Below are 20440 nucleotides of genomic sequence, written 5' to 3'. Positions count from 1 at the left end.
GTGCGCGGTCGCCGGCTCGCCGCCGTCCTGGCCGTCGTCGTGCTCGTCGCGGGTGCGGCGGGTGCCGCGGTCGTCCTCACCTCGCGCACCGACCCGCCCGCAGCCACCGCGCTCGAGCTGTCCGGGGACATCCACACGCACGACCCGGCGCTCGTCGTCGGCGCGGCCGAGGGCGACCCCTGGTACGTGTTCTCCACCGGTGACATCAAGGAGGGCTTCGGTGCGCCGCAGATCCGCCGGTCCACCGACGGCGGGCACACCTGGGAGCTGCTCGGCACGGTCTGGGACGCCTCGACGCGCCCGGAGTGGGTCTACGAGTCCGTCACGGGCGTGCAGAACTTCTGGGCGCCCGAGGTCGTCGAGCACGACGGCACCTACTACCTGTACTACGCGGCCTCGACGTTCGGCTCGAACTCCTCGGTGATCGGCCTGACCACCAACACGACGCTCGACCCGGACGACCCCGACTACGCCTGGGTCGACCAGGGCGAGGTCTGGCGGTCGACCACCGGCGAGGACAACTACAACGCGATCGACCCCGGCGTCCTCACCGACGACGCGGGCACACCGTGGATGTCCTTCGGCTCGTTCTGGGGCGGCGTCCAGCTCGTCGAGCTGCAGTGGCCCTCGGGCAAGCCGGCCGACGGGGCGGCGCCGGTCACCATCGCCTCGCGCATCGGCTCGCCGAACGCGATCGAGGCGCCGTACCTGGTGCGGCACGGCGACTGGTACTTCCTGTTCGTCTCACGCGACTCCTGCTGCCAGGGCACCGACTCGACGTACAACATCGCCGTCGGGCGCTCGGCGGACATCACCGGGCCGTACGTCGGCCGGGACGGCGCCGAGCTCACCGCCGACGGTGCGACACCGCTGCTGTCCACGACGGGTGACATGGTCGGCCCGGGCGGTCAGTCGTACTCGCGCGGCTACCTCGCGTTCCACTACTACGACGCGTCGCTCGGCGGGGACTTCCAGCTCGCGATCCGCGAGCTGGCCTGGGACGAGGACGGCTGGCCGGTGGCCACCACCGCCGAGGAGCAGGATGCCGTCGGCTGAGTCGGGTCAGAGCGGGCGCTCGAGGACGTAGTCGTCCTCGAGCCGTCCGCCGACCTGGAAGTGCTTGGTGCCGACGACCGCGAACCCCGACCGGGTGTAGAAGGCCTGGGCGCGGGCGTTGAGCTGGTTGACGCCCAGCCACATGCCCAGCGCTCCCCGCTCGCGCGCGGCCTCGAGGCTGGCCGCCATGAGCGCGCCGGCGACACCGGAACCGTGGTGCCCGGGGTGCACGTAGCACTTCGACAGCTCGATCGTGGGGCGGATGGTCAGGGCGTCCCGCACGTCCTCGTCCGACGGCTCGCCCTCGACGAGCATGGTGTAGCCGACCGGACGGCCGGTGCGGTCCGCGCTCACGAGCACGTCCCGGGTCGGGTCGGCCAGGTACCCGGCGAAGCGCTCGGCCGACAGCACCGCGGCGATGAACGCCTGCTGGTCGGCCTCGGGGGAGTCGGGCGGGCACGCGAGCGGGAACGTCAGCGCAGCGAGCTCGGCGACCGCGGGCACGTCCGCGGCCGTCGCCGGACGCACGGTCACGGCGGCATCCCGGTCGCCCGCGGGCCCCGGGGCGTCGGCGGGCACGTTCGAGGTGCTCGGGTCGGTCGGCATCGCGCCAGTGTAGGTCGGGCCCCCGCAGGCGGGGGAGGAGTCCGCGACGGGCGTGCGACGCCCGCTCAGCGCTCGCGCAGCGAGCGCCGCAGGGCGCGGATCAGCAGGCCGGCGAACCAGGCGCCGCCCGCGACCGTGGCCACCGTGGTGCCGCGACGGGCGTTGCGGCGCCGGTTCCGGAACTCCCGCACGGGCCAGCCGACCTCGGCCGCGTGCCGCCGCAGCCGCGGGTCCGGGTTGATCGCGCACGGGTGCCCGACCGAGGACAGGATCGGCACGTCGTTCATCGAGTCGCCGTACGCGTAGGACGCGGCCAGGTCGACGCCGTCACGTGCGGCGAGGTCGAGCACCGCGGTGGCCTTGGCCTGCCCGTGCAGCATGTCGCCGATGAGGCGTCCGGTGTAGTGCCCGTCGGCATGCTCCGCGACGGTGCCGAGCGCACCGGTCGCACCGAGTCGACGAGCGATGACCTCACCGATCTCCTGCGGTGTGGCCGTGATCAGCCACACCGTGTGCCCGGCCGCCAGGTGGTCGTCGAGCAGCCGCTGCGTGCCGGGGAAGATGCGCAGGCTGAGCACCTCGTCGTAGACGTCCTCGGCGATGGCCTTGAGCTCGGCGACCGAGTGCCCGGCGATGATCGACAGCGCGCGCGAACGCACGTCGTCGATCTGCCGCCGGCTCTCGCCGAAGGCCAGGTAGCGGGCCTGGTGGAAGGCGAACCGCACGATGTCCCGCTTGGTCAGGAACCCGCGCCGGTAGAGCCCGACGCCCAGGTGGAACGACGAGGCGCCCCGGATGATCGTGTTGTCCACGTCGAAGAACGCACCCACGGATCGTGGGTCGGCGCCCTCGGCGGTCTGGGCGGGGGGCTCGGCACCTGCGGGGGCCGGGCCTGCGGACCGCTGGTTCGCCTGGCGCACCCGGCCACTGTAACGACGCCGCCGACACCGTGCGTCGCGCCGACCTACTCTGGGGCCGTGGACGAGGCGCGCGTGCTGCTGTTCGGTCGGTCGGGCTGCCACCTGTGCGTGGAGGGTCGGGTCGTGGTCGCGGCGGTGTGCGCGGAGACGGGCGACCGCTGGCTTGAGGTCGACGTCGACGGACCGGACCCGACCGGTGCCGGTCGCGACCTCGCCGAGGAGTACGGGGACCTCGTCCCCGTCGTCGAGGTGGACGGTGTGCGGCAGGGCTTCTGGCGCATCGACCCGGCACGCCTGCGGCGTGCGCTCGCGGCCTCCGCGGGGCCGCCCCTACGCTGATCGGTGGGTCTCGTCGTCCGCGTCGTGCCCGGGCGACGGCGCCCGGTGGCTGCGGTCCGGCCCGCGGGAGACAGCGGTGCGAGACATCCCTCCGGCCACGGTGGCGCGGCTCCCGGCGTACGTGCGGGCTCTCGAGGGGCTGCTGGCCGACGGGTGCGTGACGACGTCCTCCGAGGGGCTGGCCGCACGCTCGGGGGCGAGTCCGGCGCTGGTGCGCAAGGACCTGTCCTCGCTCGGTTCGTGGGGTACGCGCGGTGTCGGGTACGACACGGCGCACCTGCGCGACCAGGTGGTCGCCGTGCTCGGCCTGACGACGCAGCGCCGCGTCGTCGTGGTGGGCGCAGGGCACCTGGGCCACGCCCTGGCGCGCTACCCGGTCTTCGCCGATCGCGGGTTCGCGGTCGTGGGCCTGGTGGACGCCGACCCCGCGGTGGTCGGGACGACGGTGGGCGGGCTGGTGGTCCGGCCTGTCGACGCGCTGGCCGAGCTGGTGGCGAGCACGGGGGCGACGATCGGGATCATCGCGACCCCGGCCGGCCCTGCGCAGGAGGTCTGCGACGCGCTGGTCGCGGCGGGGGTCGGCGGGATCCTGACGTTCGCGCCCCGCACGCTGCACGTGCCGGACGACGTGGACCTGCGGGCGGTGGACGTGGCCTCCGAGCTGGCGATCCTGGCGTTCCACGACCGGCGGCGGCGCGCATGAGCCCAGGCCGGCCGCGCCGCGGGCGTCGAGGCGCGTGGGCCGGACGCACGACGCCCGCCGGGCCTGGGCGGCCGGGCGGGCGTCGTGGGGTGCCCGGGTGCCCGGGCGTGCGGTGCGTGGGGGCTCAGGCCTGCTTGATGGCCGAGACGTCCAGGCCGATGACGACCTTGTCGGCCACCAGGACGCCGCCGGCCTCGAGGGCCGCGTTCCAGACCAGGCCGAACTCCTTGCGGGAGATCGTCACGGAGGCCTCGAAGCCCGCGCGCTGGTTGCCGAACGGGTCGACCGCGGTGCCGTTGAACTCGGTGGCGAGCTCGACCTGCTTGGTCACGCCGTGGATCGTGAGGTCGCCGACGATGACGAACGCGTCGCCGGAGGCGCGGACCTCGGTCGAGGCGAACGTCCAGGCGCCGAAGGCCTCGACGTCGAAGAAGTCGCCGCTCTTGAGGTGGCCGTCGCGGTTCGCGTCGCCGGTGGAGACGGTGGAGGGGTCCAGGGTCACGACGACCGAGGTCGAGGCGAGGTCGTCGCCCACGGTGATGGTGCCCTCGGTGACGGCGATCGAGCCGCGCACCTTCGAGATGCCCGCGTGGCGCACCGTGAAGGAGGCCTCGGTGTGCGAGCCGTCGACGGTCCAGGTGCCCGTGGTGAGGTCGACGGGCAGGGCGGTGGTGGTCGTGGTGGTCATGCTGTCCTCCGTGGTTTGTTGAAGCGTCAACCAAGCTGTTAGTTGATAGTTGTACTACAGTGGTCGGACGGGTGCAACCCATCCGGGTCAGAAGGAGGACGTGATGAGCGCCACGGGCGTCGACGAGATGCAGCAGCAGACGCAGCCGGACGTGCAGCAGCACGTGCGGTGGCTCGACGACGAGCAGCAGCAGCACTGGCGCGCGTTCCGCGACGGCACCGCGCGCCTGATGGCCGTCCTCGCGCACGAGCTCGAGGCCGCCAGCGGGCTGTCCCTCAACGAGTACGAGGTGCTCGTCCGGCTCTCCGAGACGCCCGGACGCACCATGCGGATGTCCGAGATCGCCGAAGGGCTCGCGCACTCGCGCAGCAGGCTCACGCACACCGTGCGCCGCATGGAGGACGCCGGGCTGGTCAGCCGGCAGCCCTGCGCCGAGGACGCCCGCGGGGTCAACTGCACCATGACCGAGACCGGCTGGCAGGCCCTCGTCGCCGCCGCCCCCGGGCACGTGCACTCCGTGCGCGAGCACCTCGTCGACCGCCTCAGCGCCGAGCAGTTCCGCGCGCTCGGCGAGGCCATGGACGTCGTCCGGGACGCGCTGGTCGCCCCCGAGGGCGCCTGCGCGGCCGCCGAGGCGCTCGAGAGTGGCTCGACTCACGCCCTCTGACGTGCGCGGGCGCACGACGCACCCAGAACGGTTTGCGACACTGGGCCCATGGTCCCGACCACGATCCACCTGATGCGGCACGGCGAGGTGCACAACCCGGCGGGTGTGCTCTACGGACGCCTGCCCGGCTACCACCTGTCCGAGCGCGGCAGGGCCATGGCCGACATGGTCGCCGAGCACCTGTCCGGCGCGGCCTCCGCGCCCCGTCGCGACATCACGGTCGTCGTCGCCTCGCCGCTGCAGCGCGCCCAGGAGACCGCCACCCCGATCGCCGCCGCGTTCGGCGTCGAGCTGCGCACCGACCCCCGGCTCATCGAGGCCGGCAACCACTTCGAGGGCAAGACCTTCGGCGTCGGCGACGGGTCGCTGCGGCACCCCGAGCACTGGCCCTACCTGCGCAACCCGTTCCGCCCGTCATGGGGCGAGCCGTACCGCGAGCAGGCCGACCGGATGCTCGCAGCCGTCGACGCCGCGCGGGAGCTCGCCCGCGGGCACGAGGCCGTGCTCGTCAGCCACCAGCTGCCCGTCTGGGTCACCCGGCTCGCCGTCGAGAAGCGGCACCTGTGGCACGACCCGCGCCGTCGGCAGTGCTCGCTCGCCTCGCTCACCACCCTGCGCTTCGAGGACGACCGGCTCGTCGGCCTCGGCTACAGCGAACCGGCGGCCTCCCTGCTGCCCGGCGCGGCGACCGTCGCAGGAGCCTGACGTGCGGGTCGGGACACGGGCCGGGGGTCGGCGCGCGACGCTCCTCGGCACCGCCGCGCTCGTGCTCGGCCTGCTCGCCGGCTGCAGCAGCGCGGGCACCGGGACCGGCGCCTCGGACGTCGCCGACCAGGGCTACCAGTCGGGGGACGGCTCCACCACCACGTGGGCCGTCGACGAACGCCCCGGACCCGTCGCTGTCGCCGGCACCGATTTCGAGGGTGCCGCGCACGACGTCACGGACTGGCGGGGGGACGTCGTCGTGCTCAACACCTGGTACGCCGCATGCCCGCCCTGCCGTGCCGAGGCCCCCGACCTCGTCGCGCTCGCCACCGACTACGCCGAGCAGGACGTGCACGTGCTCGGCATCAACGGCACCGACGCCGCGGGCGCCGCGCAGGCGTTCCAGCGCCAGTTCGAGGTGCCCTACCCGAGCCTGGCCGACACCGACGGGACGGCCGTCGCCGCGCTGCAGGGCACCGTCCCGGTCAACGCCGTCCCGACGACCGTCGTCCTCGACCGCGAGGGCCGGGTCGCCGCACGCATCCTCGGGCTCGCCGACGCCTCCACGCTGCGCACCCTCGTCGACGACCTGCTCGCCGAGGACGCCCCGTGACACCTCTGGTGCTCGAGGTCGGCGACACGTTCGGGCAGGCGGCCGTCTCCGGGTCGCTGCTGCTCGCGATCCCCGTCGCCGTGCTCGCCGGTCTCGTGTCGTTCGCCTCGCCGTGCGTGCTGCCGCTCGTCCCGGGGTACCTGGGCTACCTCGGTGGGATGTCCGCCGGGATCCCCGGCGGGGCACCCGACCCGGGCTCACCCGCCGCCCGACGCGGGAGCAGGGGCGGTACCCGGACGCTGAGCCGCACCGCCGCGCAGACCGCCGCCGGCCGCCGCCTGCCGCTCGGCGTGGGCCTGTTCGTCGCCGGCTTCACCGCCGTGTTCGTCGCCTACGGTGCGCTCGCAGGCTCGCTCGGATCCCTGCTCGTGCGCTGGCAGGACCCGATCACCCGGGTGCTGGGCGTCGTCGTCATCCTCATGGGACTGGCGTTCCTCGGGTTCGTGCCGTTCCTCCAGCAGGACCGCCGCCTGCACCTCGCCCCGCGGGCCGGGCTGTGGGGTGCACCCCTGCTCGGCCTCACCTTCGGGCTCGGCTGGGCGCCCTGCATCGGACCCACCCTCGCCGCGATCCTCACGCTCTCGCTCACCGACGCCTCCGCAGGGCGCGGTGCGCTGCTCGCCGTCGCGTTCTGCGTCGGGCTCGGCCTGCCGTTCGTGCTCGTCGCCCTCGGTGTCGAGCGGTCCGCCCGCGTGCTCGGGTTCCTGCGGCGGCACCGGCTCGCAGTCATGCGTGCCGGCGGGGCGATGCTCGTCGTGCTCGGCCTCGCGCTCGTCACCGGGGTGTGGACGCAGTGGGCCTCCTGGCTGCAGGGGCTGCTCACCGGCGGCGACCCGTTCGTGCCGGTGGTGTGAGGGGCCGATGAGCGACTACCGACCCGCAGGCCTCGACGACGCGTTCTCCGTCGGCGAGGGCACGAGTGCACCCGGCACCCCGCCCACGCTCCCGCAGCTCGGGTTCGTCGGCTGGCTGCGGTGGACGTGGCGGCAGCTGACGAGCATGCGGGTCGCCCTGCTGCTGCTCATGCTGCTGGCCGTCGCCGCCGTGCCGGGCACCCTCTTCCCGCAGCGCGCGCAGGACCAGGCCAAGGTGGCCGACTACCTGAGCACGCACGCCGCGACGGGACCGTGGCTGGACCGGCTCGGCTTCTTCGACGTCTACGCCTCGGCCTGGTTCTCCGCGATCTACCTGCTGCTGTTCGTCTCGCTCGTCGGCTGCATCCTGCCGCGCACGCGCGTGCACTGGCGTGCCCTGCGCGGGCGCCCGCCGCGCACCCCGCGACGCCTCGACCGGTTCCCCGCCCAGACCGTCGCCGAGTCGGACGCGCCGGCTCGGCAGGTCGTCGAGGACGCCGCCGCGGTGCTGCGGCGAGGCCGACGGTGGCTGCCGTTCTGGCCGCTGTACCGCGCGGACGTGCGGGACGAGGGCGAGGGCACCTGGTCGGTGACCGCCGAGCGCGGGTACCTGCGCGAGACCGGCAACCTCGTCTTCCACCTCGCGCTCGTCGGGCTGCTGGTCTCGGTGGCGACCGGGCAGCTGCTGCACTACCGCGGTCAGGTGCTCGTCGTGCAGGGCCGCGGGTTCGCCAACGCCGTGACCGACTACGACACGTTCGAGCAGGGCACCGCGTTCGACCCGGCGAGCCTCGTGCCGTTCACCCTCCGGCTCGACGACTTCGAGTCCGTGTTCGACGCCGACACGCTGCAGTCGCGCGACTTCACCGCGCACGTCACGCTCACCGAGCCCGGCCAGGAGCCGCAGGCCGAGACCATCAAGGTCAACCACCCGCTCACCGCCGGCGGCGCCAAGGTCTACCTGCAGGGCAACGGGTACGCCCCCGACGTGACCGTCCGGGACGCCGCCGGCGAGGTCGCCTTCGCCGGGCCCGTGCCGTTCCTGCCGCAGGACGAGGTCTACACCTCGCGCGGCGTCGTCAAGGTGCCCGACGTCTCCGGCGACCAGGAGCAGATCGGCCTGGTCGGCTACCTGCTGCCGACCGCGCAGCAGATCGGCGACGGCATCTACCGTTCGAGGGATCCTCAGCCCACGGACCCGCTGCTCGTGCTCTCGGTGTGGTCGGGCAACCTCGGGCTGGACACCGGGGTCCCGCAGAACGTCTACGAGCTCGACGAGTCCCGGATGACCCAGGCTGTCGACGGCGAGGGGAAGGCGATCACCCTCTACGTGCGCCCGGGCGAGACCGTCGAGCTGCCCGACGGCCTCGGCACGGTCACGTTCGAGGACCTGCCCCGCTTCGTGGCGCTCGACCTGCGCTACGACCCGGCGCTCGCGTTCGTCCTCGTCTTCGCCCTCGCGGCGTTCGCCGGGGTCGCCGCCTCGCTCTTCGCGCCGCGCCGCCGCGTGTGGGTGCGGGCCACCCCTGCCGGCGGCGAGGGTGCCGGTCGTACAGTGGTCAGCGCCGCAGGCCTGGCGCGCGGCGACGACATCGGGCTCGGCGCCGAGGTCGACCGTGTGCTCGCGGCGACCCTGGGCACCGCAGCACCCACCGGGAGCAACGACGCTCCCGACGCCTCACCCGATCCCCACGGCCCTGTTCGGCCGCACAGCCCTGTTCCACCCGGCAGCCCTGTTCCACCCGCTGGTTCCGTACACCCCCACGCCACGGAAGAGACCACGCCATGACCACCGGTGACCTGAGCACGCTCCTCGTCTGGGGGGCCGCCACCGCGTTCACGATCGCCCTGCTGGCCTACACGGTCGCGCTGTCGGCCGTCGCCGAGCAGTCCGCGCGGCGCGCCCGCGGCGCGGCCGTCCCCGTCGGGGCCGCCGCCTCCGGACCGACGACCGTGCGCACGGGCTCGCCCGTCGTGACCATCGACCCCACGGACGGTCCGGGCGCCCCCGTGCGGGCGCCGCGGGCCGAGGGCATCGCCCGGTCGACGACCTGGCTCGGCATCGCCCTGCTGCTCGCCGGCATCGTGCTGCGCGGCGTCGCCTCAGGTCGCTGGCCCACCGCCAACATGTACGAGTTCACGCTCGTCGGCGTGCTCGTGGCCACCCTCGTGCTCGCGCTCGTGCAGCGCCGACGGACCGTCGCGTTCCTCGGGGTCGTCGTCATGGGGATCGGCGTGCTCGCGCTCGCGCTCGGCCTGCTGGTGTTCTTCGTGCAGGCCGACGCCGTGCAGCCGGCCCTGCAGTCGTACTGGCTCGTGCTGCACGTGGGCGTGGCCATCGCTGCGACCGGGGTGTTCACGGTCGCGTTCGCCGCCGCCGTCCTGCAGGTGCTCAGCGACGCCCGCGAGCAGGGGCGTTCGCACCTCGAGGAGCCCTGGGCGCGTGCCGACGGGCTGCGCCGCGGGCTGTCCCGCTGGCGGGTCACCGGGCCGGCGTTCGCCTGGCTGCGCCAGGTGCCCTCGGCGGTCCAGCTCGAGGCGCTCTCGTTCCGGCTGAACTCGATCGGCTTCGTGCTGTGGACCTTCACGCTCATCGGCGGGGCCATCTGGGCCGAGCACGCGTGGGGCCGGTACTGGGGATGGGACCCCAAGGAGGTCGGCACGTTCGTCGCCTGGGTGGTCTACGCGGCCTACCTGCACGCACGCACCACGCGCGGCTGGGCCGGTCGCCGGGCGGCGTACATCGTCTACGTCGGCTACGCGGTCGTGATCGCCAACTTCACGGTCATCAACCTGTTCGTCACCGGCAAGCACTCCTACTCGGGTCTCTGACCGGACTCACCGGCGCCTCCCTCGGCCGTGCCCTGCTCCCGGCGGCGGCGCTCGTCGTCGAGGCCGCGCAGGAAGTCGGGGTCGTCGTCCGGGGCGACCGGACCAGGGCGGCGTCGCCCCGGAGCCACCGACGGGCCGGGGGAGCCGGTCGTGCCGGTCGCCACGGCTGCTCGCCGTGACCTGCTGACGACCAGCCACACGATCCCGCCGACGAACGGCGCCACGACGACGAGGACCGTCCACACCACGCGTGGCAGACCCAGCCGCTCCTCCTCGGTGCTGCGGGCGACGTCGAGGGCGCAGTACACGGCGAGGCCGATCGCCAGGAGGAGCGGCAGGTAGCGCATACCCGCCAGCGTATGTCGTGCCGGCCGCAGGGCCACCGGTCGTACGCTGGTTCGCGTGCCTGTCGTGCGGTGGTCCGTGATCCGTCTCGCGCTGTTCCTGGCCTGCGTCGCAGGCCTGTGGTGGGCGGGGATGCAGTCCTGGCTCAACCCGATCGTCGCGGCGTTCCTCGCCTGGGGGTTCTCGTACGTGCTGCTCGCGGGGCCCCGCGACGACGCGGCCCGCTACCTCGCCGCCCGCGACGCGGCACGACGAGACGCGCGTGCCGCTCGCGGCGGCGGCACGCTGCTGCCGGCGCACGCACAGGAGGACGCCGACGTCGAGGACGCGGCCGTGGACGCTGCCGAGGCCTCGGCGGCACCGGGCGCCCGGAGCGACGAGCCGGTCGCACACCCGGAGGGCGGGACGCCGGCGGCCTGAGAGCCGGGCCGACGCCCGGTCACGGGTTCAGAGCGCGAGACCCGCGCCGAGCAGCACGCCGAAGGCCAGCTCGAGCATCCCGGTGCCACCGAGCACCGGCACCAGCGCGCGCCCGCGTGCGCCGGCCAGCACCGTCACGGCCAGCAGCACGGCCGGCGCGCTGAGCAGAAGCACCAGGAGCGACCACGGCGCGGCGAACGCGCACAGCGCACCCAGCACCACCGGGAGCAGCACCATCGCCGCGTACGCCTGGCGGGCCCGCGACTCGCCGATCCGCACCGCGAGGGTGCGCTTGCCCACCAGCGAGTCCGTCGGCACGTCGCGCAGGTTGTTGACCATGAGCAGCGCGCACGCGAGCAGACCGACCGCCACGGCGCCGAGCCACGCAGGCCAGGACAGTCGGCCCGCCTGCGTCCATGTGGTGCCGAGCACGGCGACGAGACCGAAGAACGTGAACACGCCCACCTCGCCCAGGCCCCGGTACCCGTAGGGGTTCTTCCCGCCCGTGTAGCCCCAGGCCGCGGCGATGGCCAGGGCACCGACCGCCAGCAGCCACCAGTCACCCGTGAGCAGGACCAGCGCGAGCCCGAACAGGCCCGCGACGCCGAACGAGGCGAACGCGGCCGCCTTGACCGCACCCGGGCTCGCGGTCCCCGAGGCGGTCAGGCGCAGGGGGCCGACCCGCTCGAGATCGGTGCCGCGCACGCCGTCGGAGTAGTCGTTGGCGTAGTTGACCCCGACCTGCAGCGCGAGCGCCACGCCCGCGGCCAGCACCGCACGGCCGGGGTGGGCCTGCCCGAGCTGGGCGGCCGCACCGGTGCCGACCAGCACGGGCGCCGCGGCGGCGGGCAGCGTGCGCGGGCGGGCGCCGGCCAGCCACTCGCGGGTCGTCGTCACAGGGTTCTCCTCGGGTTCGCACGGGGTCGCGCCCACCGTCTCATGCCGCACCGACCTGCGAGCCCGCGGTCGCGCGTGACGCCCGCCTCACGTGTGCGGCGAACCGAGCGGCGACAGGAGCGGTGACCGGTGCGCTGACGGGTGCGCTCACCGGTGTGCCGGGCGGATCGTGCGGGCCGCGAGGTCGGTGACCGCGCGGCGGTCCGTCTTCCCTGGCCCGCGGCCGGGCAGCGCGTCGACCGTGAGCACGTGCCGGGGTGCGGCAGCGGCACCGAGCCGGTCGCCGACCACCACCCGCACCTCGTCGAGCGCAGGGCCGTGGGTGCCCGGTCGCGGCACGACGACCGCGACCACGACCTGCCCCCACTCCGGGTCGGCGACCCCGACGACGCAGACCTCGGCCACGGTGGGCAGTCCGGCGACGACGTCCTCCACGGCGGCCGGGGCGACCTTGACGCCACCGGTCACGAGCACGTCGTCGAGACGGCCGAGCACCGTCAGGCGGCCCTCGTCCCACCGCCCGGCGTCCGACGTCCGTAGCGTGCGGACCCCGCCGTGCTGGACGAACGTCGTCGCGCCGAGATCGGGCCGGCCCAGGTACCCGGTCGCGAGCACCGGGCCGTCGAGCAGGATCCGGCCGTCGTCCGCGACCGTGACGTGCACGCCGTCGAGCGGGACGCCGTCGTACACGCAGCCGCCGCACGTCTCCGACATGCCGTACGTGGTGACCACGGCCACGCGGGCGTCGCGGGCGCGCTCCAGCAGGCGGCCCGACGCGGCCGCACCGCCGACGAGCACCGCGTCGAAGCCCCGCAGGGCATCCGTGCCTGCCGGGTCGTCGAGGAGCCGCACGAGCTGGGTCGGCACGAGCGAGACGTACCGCGGCCCGCCGTCGGTTCCTGGCCCGTGGAGGACGGCTGCCGCCTCGACGAACGCCGGTGCGCGGAACGGACCGGGCGGCAGCAGCACCGGCATGGTGCCGGCGAGCACCGAACGGACCAGCACCTGCAGTCCCGCCACGTGGTGCGCGGGAAGGGCGAGCAGCCACCGTCCCGGGCCGCCGAGCCGGGCCGCCGTGGCCTGCGCGGAGGCCCGCAGCGCGACCGCCCCGAGCATCACCCCGCGCGCCTCGCCCGTGGATCCCGAGGTCCGGACCACGAGCGCGACGTCGTCCGGGACGGTCGTCGTGCCCGGCGACGTCGGCCGACCCTCGCCCGATCGGGCGGAGGCGTCGACGGGAGCGACCGCCGGCCCCGTGCCGTCCATCGCCAGGACGAGTGCCGAGGTCAGGGTGCTCACGTCGGCCGAGGACGAGGACGTCGGGCACGGCACCTCGTGCAGCGGACGGCTCACCTCGCCAGCGTAGGCGCGGTCGGCCCGTAGAGTGTCGGCGGTCCGTCCCCCCAAGGAGCCTCTCGTGCCGACCGTCGCAACCGCCGCCCACCGTGCCCGTCCTGGTGCCCGGCTCTTCGCCACGCCCGCAGCCCGACGTGCACCCCGATCCGCAGCACGACCTGCAGCCCGGCCCCGGGCGCGGACGTCGCTGCTGAGGGTCGCCGCGACGCTCGGCTCCGTGGCGTCGCTCGCGCTCGCGGCGTGCGCAGGGCCCCCGGACGCGGCCTCGCTGCCCGACGTGACCAGCCCGGCGGTCGTGACGGCCGACAAGCAGCCGGCGCCGACGCCCGTCGTCCCTGCACGCTGGCCGCTCACCGGTGTCGCCTCGGACGCCGTCGTGGAACGGCCCGCGCTCGCGGTCAAGATCGAGAACCCGCGCGAGGTGCGTCCGCAGACCGGGATCGACCAGGCGGACATGGTCTGGGAGCAGGTGGTCGAGGGCGGCGTCACGCGCTTCGTCGCGGTCTTCCAGTCGCAGGTGCCCAAGGAGGTCGGGCCGATCAGGTCCGTGCGGCCCATGGATCCCGCGATCACCGCGCCCCTGCACGGGCTGGTGGCCTTCTCCGGCGGCCAGGCCGGCTTCGTCAAGGCGCTGAGCACGGCCGGGCTGCAGCTGCTCAGCAACGACGCCGGCAACGACGGCTTCTACCGCAAGTCCGGCGGCAAGCCGGCGCCGCACAACGTGTTCGGCACGCCCGAGACGTTCTGGGCGCAGGCCGACGCCGACCACAGCGCCTCGCCGCAGGCCCAGTTCACGATCGCACGCCGCGCGGAGCAGTCGACGGTCGTGCAGACCGGCACCCCGGCCACGACGATCGACACCGTGCTGTCGGGCTACGCGCACCCGTCCTGGACGTGGGACGCCGCGAGCAGCACGTGGCTGCGCACCGAGGGCACGACCCCGGCGACCGCGGCCTCCGGGGCTCGCCTCGCCGCGGCAAACGTGGTTGCGCTCAAGGTGCAGCTCGTCGACTCCGGCACGGTCGACCCGGCCGGGTCGCCGGTCCCGGAGACCAAGCTCGTGGGCTCGGGCGAGGGCGTGGTCGCCGTCGGCGGCCGCTCGCTCGCGATCACGTGGTCGAAGGCCTCGACCGATGCGCTCCTCGTGCTGACCGGGCCGGACGGGCAGCCCGTGTCGCTGGCTCCCGGAGCCACCTGGATCGAGCTCGTGCCGACCAGCTCGGGCAGCATCACCGTCAGCTGACGGGCCGCGCGTCGCGGTGCACGCCGTCGGGCCCGTCTGAGAGGCTGGAGCGTGCCGCCGGGCCTCAGCTGTGCCTGAGTCGGGCCTCAGCCGGGCCTCTCACGGAGCGTGTCCGGCACCCGTGCGGCACGGACGGGGGAGACGACGATGACCGCAGCGTTCGCACGACCGGGAGCACGGCACCGGCTGACGGCCCTGAGTGCGCTCGTCGGTGTGCTCGCCCTGACGGCGTGCAGCGGTGGAGCGGTCGACCCCGCGCCGGTCCCGGCGGTCACCATCGGCCCCACGGTCGTCGCCGCGAAGTCCGCCCCGCCCGCACCCGTGGTGCCGATCACCTGGCCGTTGACGGGTGTCGCCGTCGCCGAGGTCGCGCAGCGGCCCGCACTGGCCGTGAAGATCGAGAACACGGCCCTCGCCCGCCCGCAGACCGGCCTGGACCAGGCGGACGTCGTCTGGGAGACCATCGTCGAGTTCGACGTGTCACGGTTCGTCGCGGTCTTCCACTCCCAGGTGCCCGCCGAGGTCGGACCGATCCGTTCGGTGCGTCCGATGGACCCGCTGATCCTGCAGCCGCTGCACGGCCTGCTGGCCTTCTCCGGCGGGCAGCCGGGCATCCTGGCGCTCGTCGAGGCCAGCGGCGTGCAGATGATCAGCCACGACGCCGGCGCCCCCGGCATGTACCGGGTCAGCACCCGATCGGCCCCCCACAACGTGTACGGCACGCCCGAGACGTGGTGGGGCATCGCCGACGCCGACCACTCCGCACCACCCGCCGAGCAGTTCGCCATCGCCCGCTCGGCGGAGCGCGCGACCGCGGTCAGCACGGGCACACCGGCGACGACCCTCGCCTTCCGCCTGTCGGCCGCGTCCAGCCCGAGCTGGTCCTGGGACGGTGCGAGCGGCACCTGGCTGCGGTCGGAGGGCACGACGCCGGCGACGGCCGCGAGCGGCGCACGCCTGTCCGCGGTGAACGTCGTCTCGATCACGGCGAACCACCCCAACACGGGGTTCGGCGCCCAAGGGGGGACGCCCGTGCCCACGTACGACCTGGTCGGCTCGGGCGACGGCGTGCTCGCGACGGGCGGGAAGACCGTGCCGGTGCGCTGGGAGAAGACCGCGGCCGACGCCCCGATGCTCCTGTACACCTCCGACGGCGCCCCCGCGACGCTCGCGCCGGGCAACACCTGGGTCGAGCTCGTCCCGGCCGGCACCGGTTCGCTCACGGTCTCCTGACCGCTTCCCCCGCGGCACCCGGGGTCGCACTCAGGGTGCCCCTACGACCGCAGGTGGACACCGTGCCCGCCCGGGGTGGAGCGCGGCACGCCCAGGGCGATCCGTCGGGTGGACGCGCTCGCGCCCGCGAAGGCGTTGGCTGGTCCCATGACCACCTTCACGCCCCGCACCAGCGCCGTCGAGCACCCCGAGCGGGTCCGTGCGATCGGTGCCGTCGTGACGTCCGCCGTCGTGCTGGTCGGCCTGCTCGTCGCGGCGGGCGTCGTCCTGGCCCAGGTCGTCGACCTCGTCGGCTGGGCGTTCGCCGGCCGCTGAGCCGTCTGGCTGCTGACGCGTGCGCTGACCCGTCGGTCGCGTGTGTCCGTCAGTAGGCGTACGGGAAGCCCGACCAGTCCGGGTCGCGGCGCTGCAGGAACGCGTCGCGGCCCTCGACGGCCTCGTCGGTCATGTACGCCAGCCGGGTCGCCTCGCCGGCGAAGACCTGCTGGCCGGCAAGGCCGTCGTCGGCCAGGTTGAAGGCGAACTTGAGCATGCGGACCGCCTGCGGGGACTTCGTCGCGATGATCCGGGCGTACTCGAGCCCGGCCTCCTCCAGGAGTGCGTCGTCGACGACCTCGTTGACAGCGCCCCAGTCGTAGGCGTCCTGCGCGGTGTACTCGCGGGCGAGGAAGAAGATCTCGCGGGCACGCTTCTGGCCGACCTGACGGGCCAGCAGAGCGGAGCCGTAGCCGCCGTCGAACGAGCCCACGTTCGCGTCGGTCTGCTTGAACCGGGCGTGCTCGCGGCCGGCGATCGTCAGGTCTGCCACGACGTGCAGGGAGTGCCCGCCGCCGGCGGCCCACCCGTTGACGAGGGCGACGACGACCTTCGGCATCGTGCGGATGAGCCGCTGCACCTCGAGGATGTGCAGCCTGCCCGCCCGGGCCGGGTCGACGTCGTCGGCCGTGTCGCCCGAGGCGTACTGGTAACCGGACCTGCCGCGGATGCGCTGGTCGCCGCCGGAGCAGAACGCCCAGCCGCCGTCCTTCGGGCTCGGCCCGTTGCCGGTGAGCAGCACGGTGCCGACGTCGGAGGTCATCCGGGCGTGGTCGAGCACCCGGTAGAGCTCGTCGACGGTGTGCGGACGGAACGCGTTTCGCACCTCGGGCCGGTCGAACGCGACACGCACCACGGGCAGGTCCCGCTGGTGCGCACCGGCGGCGGACTGCTCGGCCGAAGGACGCGCGACACCCCGGTGGTACGTGATGTCGGTGAGGTCCTCGAAGCCCGCGACGGTGCGCCACCGCGTCGGGTCGAACGTGGCGGAGACGGGGTCGGGCAGCGCTGCGGCGGTCACGCCGCCACCCTAGCCGGGCGGCTCCGGGCCGTTCCGGACGGCCCCCGGCCGCGGCGGGGCGGCCGGGAACGCTCCGGTGAGATCGGTCACCAGCCGTGCCGGACGGCCCTGGGGCGTGCTTCCATGGAGGCTCCCGTGGGCGCGACGGCGGAACTTGCCACCCGGCGCGCACGGCATCGGCACCGACCGTGAGCGCCCTGCCGGGTGCGGCACCGCCCGAGGCGGAGGCCCCCGTGCACGAGCCTGTCGGTGCGGCGGAGGTGCAGTCCCGTGGCGTGGGTCGTCCTGATCGTGTCCGGCATGCTCGAGGCGGGCTGGGCGCTGAGCCTGAAGTACTCGGAGGGGTTCAGCCGGCTGTGGCCGAGCGTGTCGTTCCTCGTGCTCGCGGCGCTGTCGTTCGCCGGGCTGAGCTTCGCGCTGCGCACCCTGCCCGTCGGCGTCGCCTACGGCGTCTGGGTCGGTGTGGGCGCCTCGTTGACCGCGGTGCTCGCGGCCGTGCTGCTCGACGAGCGGATGTCCGTGGTCACGGTGGTCTCGCTGGTGCTCATCGTGGCCGGGGTCGTCGGCCTCAACCTCTCGACGCAGGCCCACTGACCGCCGCAGGCGCACGGGCCGACGCAGGCGCACTGATCGGGCCCACCCGGTCGACGCTGGCCCACCGGCGGCGCGCCTACCCTGGCACGGTGCCCGACGTCCTCGCCCCCGGCTCGTCCGACCTGCACGTCTGGTCGATCCCGCTGCGCACCCGCTTCCGCGGCCTGACCGTCCGCGACGGCCTCCTCGTGCGCGGCGACGCCGGCTGGGGCGAGTTCAGCCCGTTCTGGGACTACGACGTCGCCGAGTCGACGCCCTGGTGGCGCAGCGCCCGTGAGGCCGCGGACGAGGGGTGGCCGGCACCGGTGCGCGACCGCGTGCCGGTGAACGTCACCGTGCCCGCGGTCGGCCCGGAGGAGGCCCACCGGATCGTCACCGCGTCGGCCGGCTGCCGCACCGCGAAGGTCAAGGTGGCCGAGCGCGGGCAGGGGCTCGCGGACGAGATCGCCCGGCTCGAGGCCGTCCGCGACGCGCTCGGACCCGACGGCGCGATCCGCATCGACGCCAACGCCGCGTGGGACCTCGACACGGCCGTCGCCCGGCTCGTCGTCCTCGACCGTGCCGCGGGCGGCCTGGAGTACGCCGAGCAGCCGGTGCCCACGGTCGCCGACCTGGCCGCCCTGCGGCGACGCACGCACGTGCCGATCGCCGCGGACGAGTCGATCCGCCGGGCCGCCGACCCGCTCGCGGTGGCCCGGGCGCACGCGGCCGACGTCGTCGTGCTCAAGGTGCAGCCGCTGGGCGGGGTGCGGGCGTGCCTGCGTCTGGCCGAGCAGGTGGGGTTGCCCGTCGTGGTCTCCTCGGCTCTCGAGTCGTCGATCGGGCTGGCCGCCGGCGTGGCGCTCGCCGCGGCGCTGCCCGAGCTGCCGTACGCGTGCGGCCTGGCCACCGCGCAGCTGTTCACCGACGACGTCGTGACCGACCCGCTGCTGCCCGTCGACGGGGCGATCACGGTCCGCCGAACCGCCCCGGACCCGGCCGCGCTGGCGCGCACGGCGGCCGACCCTGCGGTGACCGCGCGCTGGCTCGCACGGCGCGACGCGGTGCTGGCCCGCACGTCGGGCGCCGGTGACGGTCCGGACGCTCGGGCATGATGGCCGACGTGACGCCGTCCGACCCCGCACCCCGGCCGTCCGACCCGTCCAGCGGGCACGGAGGCGCTCAGGAGCCGCAGGGCGAGCACCCCGCCGTGACCGCGGCCCGCGTGCTCGTGCAGGCGGTGGCGGCGCTCGGTGTCGAGGACGTCGTGCTGGCCCCGGGCTCGCGCAGCGCCCCGCTCGCCTACGCGCTCGCGGACGCGGCCCGACCCGAGGGCGTGCGCCCGGCCGGTGCCCCCGCCCTGCGCCTGCACGTGCGGATCGACGAGCGGGACGCCGGGTTCCTCGCCCTCGGGCTGGCGAAGGCCGCCCAGGCCGAGGGCGTGCTGCGCCCGGTCGTGGTCGTCACGACGTCGGGCACCGCGGTGGCGAACCTGCACCCGGCGGTCCTCGAGGCGCACCACAGCGGCGTGCCGCTCCTGCTCCTCACGGCCGACCGGCCGCACGAGCTGCGCGGCACGGGCGCGAACCAGACGACCGAGCAGGTCGGCATCTTCGGCTCGGCGGTGCGGCTCGCGATCGACGTCCCGGCGCCGACCGGCAGGCCGGGGGAGGACCGGGACCTGCGCCGCACCCTCGCCCGCGCGCTCGCAGCCGCGACGGGTGCCCGAACCGCACACCCGGGGCCCGTGCACGTCGACCTGGCGTACCGGGAGCCGCTGGCTCCTGCCGGGGACGCCTGGCCCGTGCCGTCGCGTGCCGGGCTGACGCACGTGCTCCCGCGCGGGACGAGCGAGGGCGGTGCACGGGTGGGCACGGCGACCTCGGCCCTGCCGACGGTGTCCACGACCGCCCTGGGCGGAGCCGTGGGCGGGCCCCTGACCGGCGCCGTGCCGGTGGTCCGCACGCGCGGTCGCGGGGCCGTGCCGACCGTGGTGGTCGCCGGGGACGGTGCGGGTCCCGAGGCGAGGACGCTCGCCGAGGCGAACGGCTGGCCGCTCCTGGCGGAACCGTCCTCGGGTGTGCGCGGCGGTCCGCACGCGATCGGCGCCTACCGCCTGCTGCTGGACGACCCGCGGCTGGGCGGTCGGGTGGGTCGGGCCGTCGTCCTGGGTCGCCCCACGCTGTCCCGGCCGGTGCAACGTCTGCTCGGCCGCGAGGACGTCGAGGTCCTGGTCGTCGCTCCGTCCGGTGCGGGGTGGCCCGACGCGTCGCGCAACGCGACCGACGTGCTGACCGAGGTGCCCGCCCGGATGCGGCTCGGCCGTGTGGGCGCCCCCGCGGGTTGGCTCGAGGCCTGGCGCACGGCCGGTTCGGCGGCACTGGCCGCGATCGACGAGGTCCTCGACTCGGGTGCGGACGCCCCGCCCTCGCGCAGCGGACCGCGTGTGACGGGCCCGCTCCTGGCGCGGGCGGTCGCGGCGGTGAGCAGGCCCGGGGACGCCCTGGTGGTCGGTTCGTCCAACCCGGTGCGGGACCTGGACCTGGTGGCCCGCTGGGACGTGCCTCCGCTCGTGCTCGCCAACCGGGGGCTGGCGGGGATCGACGGCACGGTCGCGACCGCGACCGGGGTCGCGCTCGGTCTGCCGCACCGCCGGGTGCGCGCCTACCTGGGCGACCTGACGTTCCTGCACGACGCGGGTGGGCTGCTTCGGGGGTCGCTCGAGGCGCGCGCCGACCTGCAGATCGTGGTGGCGCACGACGACGGCGGGTCGATCTTCGCGACGCTCGAGCACGGCGACCCGGCCCGCGCGGACGTGTTCGAGCGCGTCTTCGGCACGCCGCACGGCGTGGACCTCGCGGCCTTGTGCGCGGCGTACGGCGTGCGGCACGTGCACGTCGGTGACGTCGACGGCCTGCTGCCCGCGCTGGCGGCACCGGGTGTGGGTACGAGCGTCGTCGAGGTGCGCGTGGACCGGTCGGGGCGCCGTGCGCTGACGGCCCGGATCGGCGCTGCCGTGGCTGCCGCGGTGGACGCCGCCCTCGGCTGAGCGGG

The 20440-nt window shown here is 74.9% G+C and carries 23 protein-coding genes; 16 read left to right on the top strand and 7 right to left on the bottom strand.

Annotated features, from left to right (window positions below; all coding sequences use genetic code 11):
- Positions 1 to 1056, top strand: a complete 1056-nt coding sequence (locus BKA22_RS04080) for an arabinan endo-1,5-alpha-L-arabinosidase (protein ID WP_146953985.1) — start codon at positions 1 to 3, stop codon at positions 1054 to 1056.
- Positions 1057 to 1062: 6 nt separating this feature from the next.
- Here BKA22_RS04080 and BKA22_RS04075 read toward each other — a convergent pair whose 3' ends face one another.
- Together BKA22_RS04075 and BKA22_RS04070 are read right to left on the bottom strand one after the other, a co-directional pair.
- Positions 1063 to 1662, bottom strand: coding sequence for a GNAT family N-acetyltransferase (locus BKA22_RS04075; RefSeq protein ID WP_146953984.1), 600 nt, complete (start codon positions 1660 to 1662; stop codon positions 1063 to 1065).
- Positions 1663 to 1727: 65 nt separating this feature from the next.
- On the bottom strand, positions 1728 to 2582 hold the full coding sequence (locus tag BKA22_RS04070; protein ID WP_146953983.1) for an HAD family hydrolase: 855 nt from the start codon (positions 2580 to 2582) through the stop codon (positions 1728 to 1730).
- Positions 2583 to 2639: 57 nt separating this feature from the next.
- Between BKA22_RS04070 and BKA22_RS04065 the strand changes: the two genes are divergently transcribed.
- Together BKA22_RS04065 and BKA22_RS04060 are read left to right on the top strand one after the other, a co-directional pair.
- Complete coding sequence (locus BKA22_RS04065; RefSeq protein WP_223203678.1) at positions 2640 to 2921, top strand: glutaredoxin family protein; 282 nt, start codon at positions 2640 to 2642, stop codon at positions 2919 to 2921.
- A gap of 76 nt (positions 2922 to 2997) precedes the next feature.
- Entirely contained in the window at positions 2998 to 3624 is a 627-nt protein-coding gene (locus tag BKA22_RS04060) for a redox-sensing transcriptional repressor Rex (protein WP_262926919.1), read from the top strand.
- Positions 3625 to 3748: 124 nt separating this feature from the next.
- Here the strand turns inward: BKA22_RS04060 and BKA22_RS04055 are convergent, their stop codons facing one another.
- A complete protein-coding gene (locus tag BKA22_RS04055) occupies positions 3749 to 4312 on the bottom strand; it encodes a YceI family protein (protein ID WP_146953982.1) in 564 nt (187 codons plus the stop codon).
- A gap of 103 nt (positions 4313 to 4415) precedes the next feature.
- Here BKA22_RS04055 and BKA22_RS04050 point away from each other — a divergent pair, with 103 nt between their 5' ends.
- The 6 genes from BKA22_RS04050 to ccsB are packed head-to-tail and all read left to right on the top strand — an operon-like array spanning position 4416 to position 9983.
- Positions 4416 to 4979 carry a MarR family winged helix-turn-helix transcriptional regulator gene (locus tag BKA22_RS04050; RefSeq protein WP_146953981.1) on the top strand — a complete coding sequence of 188 codons (564 nt, stop codon included), beginning with the start codon at positions 4416 to 4418 and terminating at the stop codon, positions 4977 to 4979.
- A 48-nt stretch (positions 4980 to 5027) separates the two neighbouring features.
- The gene (locus BKA22_RS04045) at positions 5028 to 5684 is read left to right on the top strand and encodes a histidine phosphatase family protein (protein ID WP_146953980.1); all 657 of its coding nucleotides are present in this window, start codon (positions 5028 to 5030) and stop codon (positions 5682 to 5684) included.
- A 1-nt stretch (position 5685) separates the two neighbouring features.
- Positions 5686 to 6297, top strand: coding sequence for a TlpA family protein disulfide reductase (locus BKA22_RS04040; protein WP_371863669.1), 612 nt, complete (start codon positions 5686 to 5688; stop codon positions 6295 to 6297).
- 56 nt (positions 6298 to 6353) lie between these two features.
- Positions 6354 to 7151 carry a cytochrome c biogenesis CcdA family protein gene (locus BKA22_RS04035; RefSeq protein WP_218866887.1) on the top strand — a complete coding sequence of 266 codons (798 nt, stop codon included), beginning with the start codon at positions 6354 to 6356 and terminating at the stop codon, positions 7149 to 7151.
- Positions 7152 to 7158: 7 nt separating this feature from the next.
- The gene (gene resB / locus BKA22_RS04030; RefSeq protein ID WP_146953978.1) at positions 7159 to 8940 is read left to right on the top strand and encodes a cytochrome c biogenesis protein ResB; all 1782 of its coding nucleotides are present in this window, start codon (positions 7159 to 7161) and stop codon (positions 8938 to 8940) included.
- Positions 8937 to 9983 carry a c-type cytochrome biogenesis protein CcsB gene (gene ccsB, locus BKA22_RS04025; protein ID WP_146953977.1) on the top strand — a complete coding sequence of 349 codons (1047 nt, stop codon included), beginning with the start codon at positions 8937 to 8939 and terminating at the stop codon, positions 9981 to 9983. Before resB ends, ccsB begins: the two co-directional genes overlap by 4 nt.
- On the opposite strand, the gene BKA22_RS04020 is transcribed toward ccsB, so the two are convergent.
- Positions 9968 to 10330, bottom strand: a complete 363-nt coding sequence (locus BKA22_RS04020; protein WP_146953976.1) for a PLDc N-terminal domain-containing protein — start codon at positions 10328 to 10330, stop codon at positions 9968 to 9970. The two genes, ccsB and BKA22_RS04020, sit on opposite strands and share 16 nt — an antisense overlap.
- Before the next feature lie 55 nt (positions 10331 to 10385).
- Between BKA22_RS04020 and BKA22_RS04015 the strand changes: the two genes are divergently transcribed.
- Positions 10386 to 10748, top strand: a complete 363-nt coding sequence (locus BKA22_RS04015) for a DUF4229 domain-containing protein (protein ID WP_146953975.1) — start codon at positions 10386 to 10388, stop codon at positions 10746 to 10748.
- Positions 10749 to 10775: 27 nt separating this feature from the next.
- Here the strand turns inward: BKA22_RS04015 and BKA22_RS04010 are convergent, their stop codons facing one another.
- Together BKA22_RS04010 and menE are read right to left on the bottom strand one after the other, a co-directional pair.
- Positions 10776 to 11645: a 1,4-dihydroxy-2-naphthoate polyprenyltransferase gene (locus tag BKA22_RS04010; RefSeq protein WP_146953974.1), complete on the bottom strand. Its 870-nt coding sequence runs from the start codon at positions 11643 to 11645 to the stop codon at positions 10776 to 10778.
- Between the two features lie 147 nt (positions 11646 to 11792).
- Positions 11793 to 12998, bottom strand: coding sequence for an o-succinylbenzoate--CoA ligase (menE, locus tag BKA22_RS04005; protein WP_223203677.1), 1206 nt, complete (start codon positions 12996 to 12998; stop codon positions 11793 to 11795).
- A gap of 64 nt (positions 12999 to 13062) precedes the next feature.
- On the opposite strand from menE, the gene BKA22_RS04000 reads away from it, so the two are divergent.
- From BKA22_RS04000 to BKA22_RS03990, 3 genes are all read left to right on the top strand, one after another.
- Positions 13063 to 14244: a DUF3048 domain-containing protein gene (locus BKA22_RS04000; RefSeq protein ID WP_223203676.1), complete on the top strand. Its 1182-nt coding sequence runs from the start codon at positions 13063 to 13065 to the stop codon at positions 14242 to 14244.
- A gap of 147 nt (positions 14245 to 14391) precedes the next feature.
- On the top strand, positions 14392 to 15477 hold the full coding sequence (locus BKA22_RS03995) for a DUF3048 domain-containing protein (protein ID WP_146953973.1): 1086 nt from the start codon (positions 14392 to 14394) through the stop codon (positions 15475 to 15477).
- A 147-nt stretch (positions 15478 to 15624) separates the two neighbouring features.
- Positions 15625 to 15792 carry a hypothetical protein gene (locus BKA22_RS03990; RefSeq protein ID WP_179561632.1) on the top strand — a complete coding sequence of 56 codons (168 nt, stop codon included), beginning with the start codon at positions 15625 to 15627 and terminating at the stop codon, positions 15790 to 15792.
- A gap of 49 nt (positions 15793 to 15841) precedes the next feature.
- On the opposite strand, the gene BKA22_RS03985 is transcribed toward BKA22_RS03990, so the two are convergent.
- Entirely contained in the window at positions 15842 to 16813 is a 972-nt protein-coding gene (locus tag BKA22_RS03985; protein ID WP_146953972.1) for a 1,4-dihydroxy-2-naphthoyl-CoA synthase, read from the bottom strand.
- Positions 16814 to 17083: 270 nt separating this feature from the next.
- Between BKA22_RS03985 and BKA22_RS03980 the strand changes: the two genes are divergently transcribed.
- From BKA22_RS03980 to menD, 3 genes are all read left to right on the top strand, one after another.
- Positions 17084 to 17407 (top strand): DMT family transporter, encoded by a 324-nt coding sequence (locus BKA22_RS03980; RefSeq protein ID WP_146953971.1) that lies wholly within the window; start codon positions 17084 to 17086, stop codon positions 17405 to 17407.
- A gap of 89 nt (positions 17408 to 17496) precedes the next feature.
- Entirely contained in the window at positions 17497 to 18501 is a 1005-nt protein-coding gene (locus BKA22_RS03975; protein WP_146953970.1) for an o-succinylbenzoate synthase, read from the top strand.
- Positions 18501 to 20435, top strand: coding sequence for a 2-succinyl-5-enolpyruvyl-6-hydroxy-3-cyclohexene-1-carboxylic-acid synthase (gene menD, locus BKA22_RS03970; protein ID WP_223203675.1), 1935 nt, complete (start codon positions 18501 to 18503; stop codon positions 20433 to 20435). The genes BKA22_RS03975 and menD overlap by 1 nt, the downstream gene beginning before the upstream one ends.
- The last annotated feature ends 5 nt before the right edge of the window (positions 20436 to 20440 follow it).

Source organism: Cellulomonas soli (assembly GCF_013409305.1).
In the GTDB taxonomy this organism is placed as follows: Bacteria; Actinomycetota; Actinomycetes; order Actinomycetales; family Cellulomonadaceae; genus Cellulomonas; species Cellulomonas soli.
This window is presented reverse-complemented; position numbering and strand designations above follow the sequence as displayed.

Excerpts from the sequence above, each read along its gene's own strand:
- BKA22_RS04075 (WP_146953984.1), bottom strand. The coding sequence starts at position 1,662 with ATGCCGACCGACCCGAGCACCTCGAACGTGCCCGCCGACGCCCCGGGG.
- BKA22_RS04055 (WP_146953982.1), bottom strand. The coding sequence starts at position 4,312 with ATGACCACCACGACCACCACCGCCCTGCCCGTCGACCTCACCACGGGC.
- BKA22_RS04050 (WP_146953981.1), top strand. The coding sequence starts at position 4,416 with ATGAGCGCCACGGGCGTCGACGAGATGCAGCAGCAGACGCAGCCGGAC.
- BKA22_RS04045 (WP_146953980.1), top strand. The coding sequence starts at position 5,028 with ATGGTCCCGACCACGATCCACCTGATGCGGCACGGCGAGGTGCACAAC.
- resB (WP_146953978.1), top strand. The coding sequence starts at position 7,159 with ATGAGCGACTACCGACCCGCAGGCCTCGACGACGCGTTCTCCGTCGGC.
- ccsB (WP_146953977.1), top strand. The coding sequence starts at position 8,937 with ATGACCACCGGTGACCTGAGCACGCTCCTCGTCTGGGGGGCCGCCACC.
- BKA22_RS04020 (WP_146953976.1), bottom strand. The coding sequence starts at position 10,330 with ATGCGCTACCTGCCGCTCCTCCTGGCGATCGGCCTCGCCGTGTACTGC.
- BKA22_RS03995 (WP_146953973.1), top strand. The coding sequence starts at position 14,392 with ATGACCGCAGCGTTCGCACGACCGGGAGCACGGCACCGGCTGACGGCC.
- BKA22_RS03990 (WP_179561632.1), top strand. The coding sequence starts at position 15,625 with ATGACCACCTTCACGCCCCGCACCAGCGCCGTCGAGCACCCCGAGCGG.
- menD (WP_223203675.1), top strand. The coding sequence starts at position 18,501 with ATGGCCGACGTGACGCCGTCCGACCCCGCACCCCGGCCGTCCGACCCG.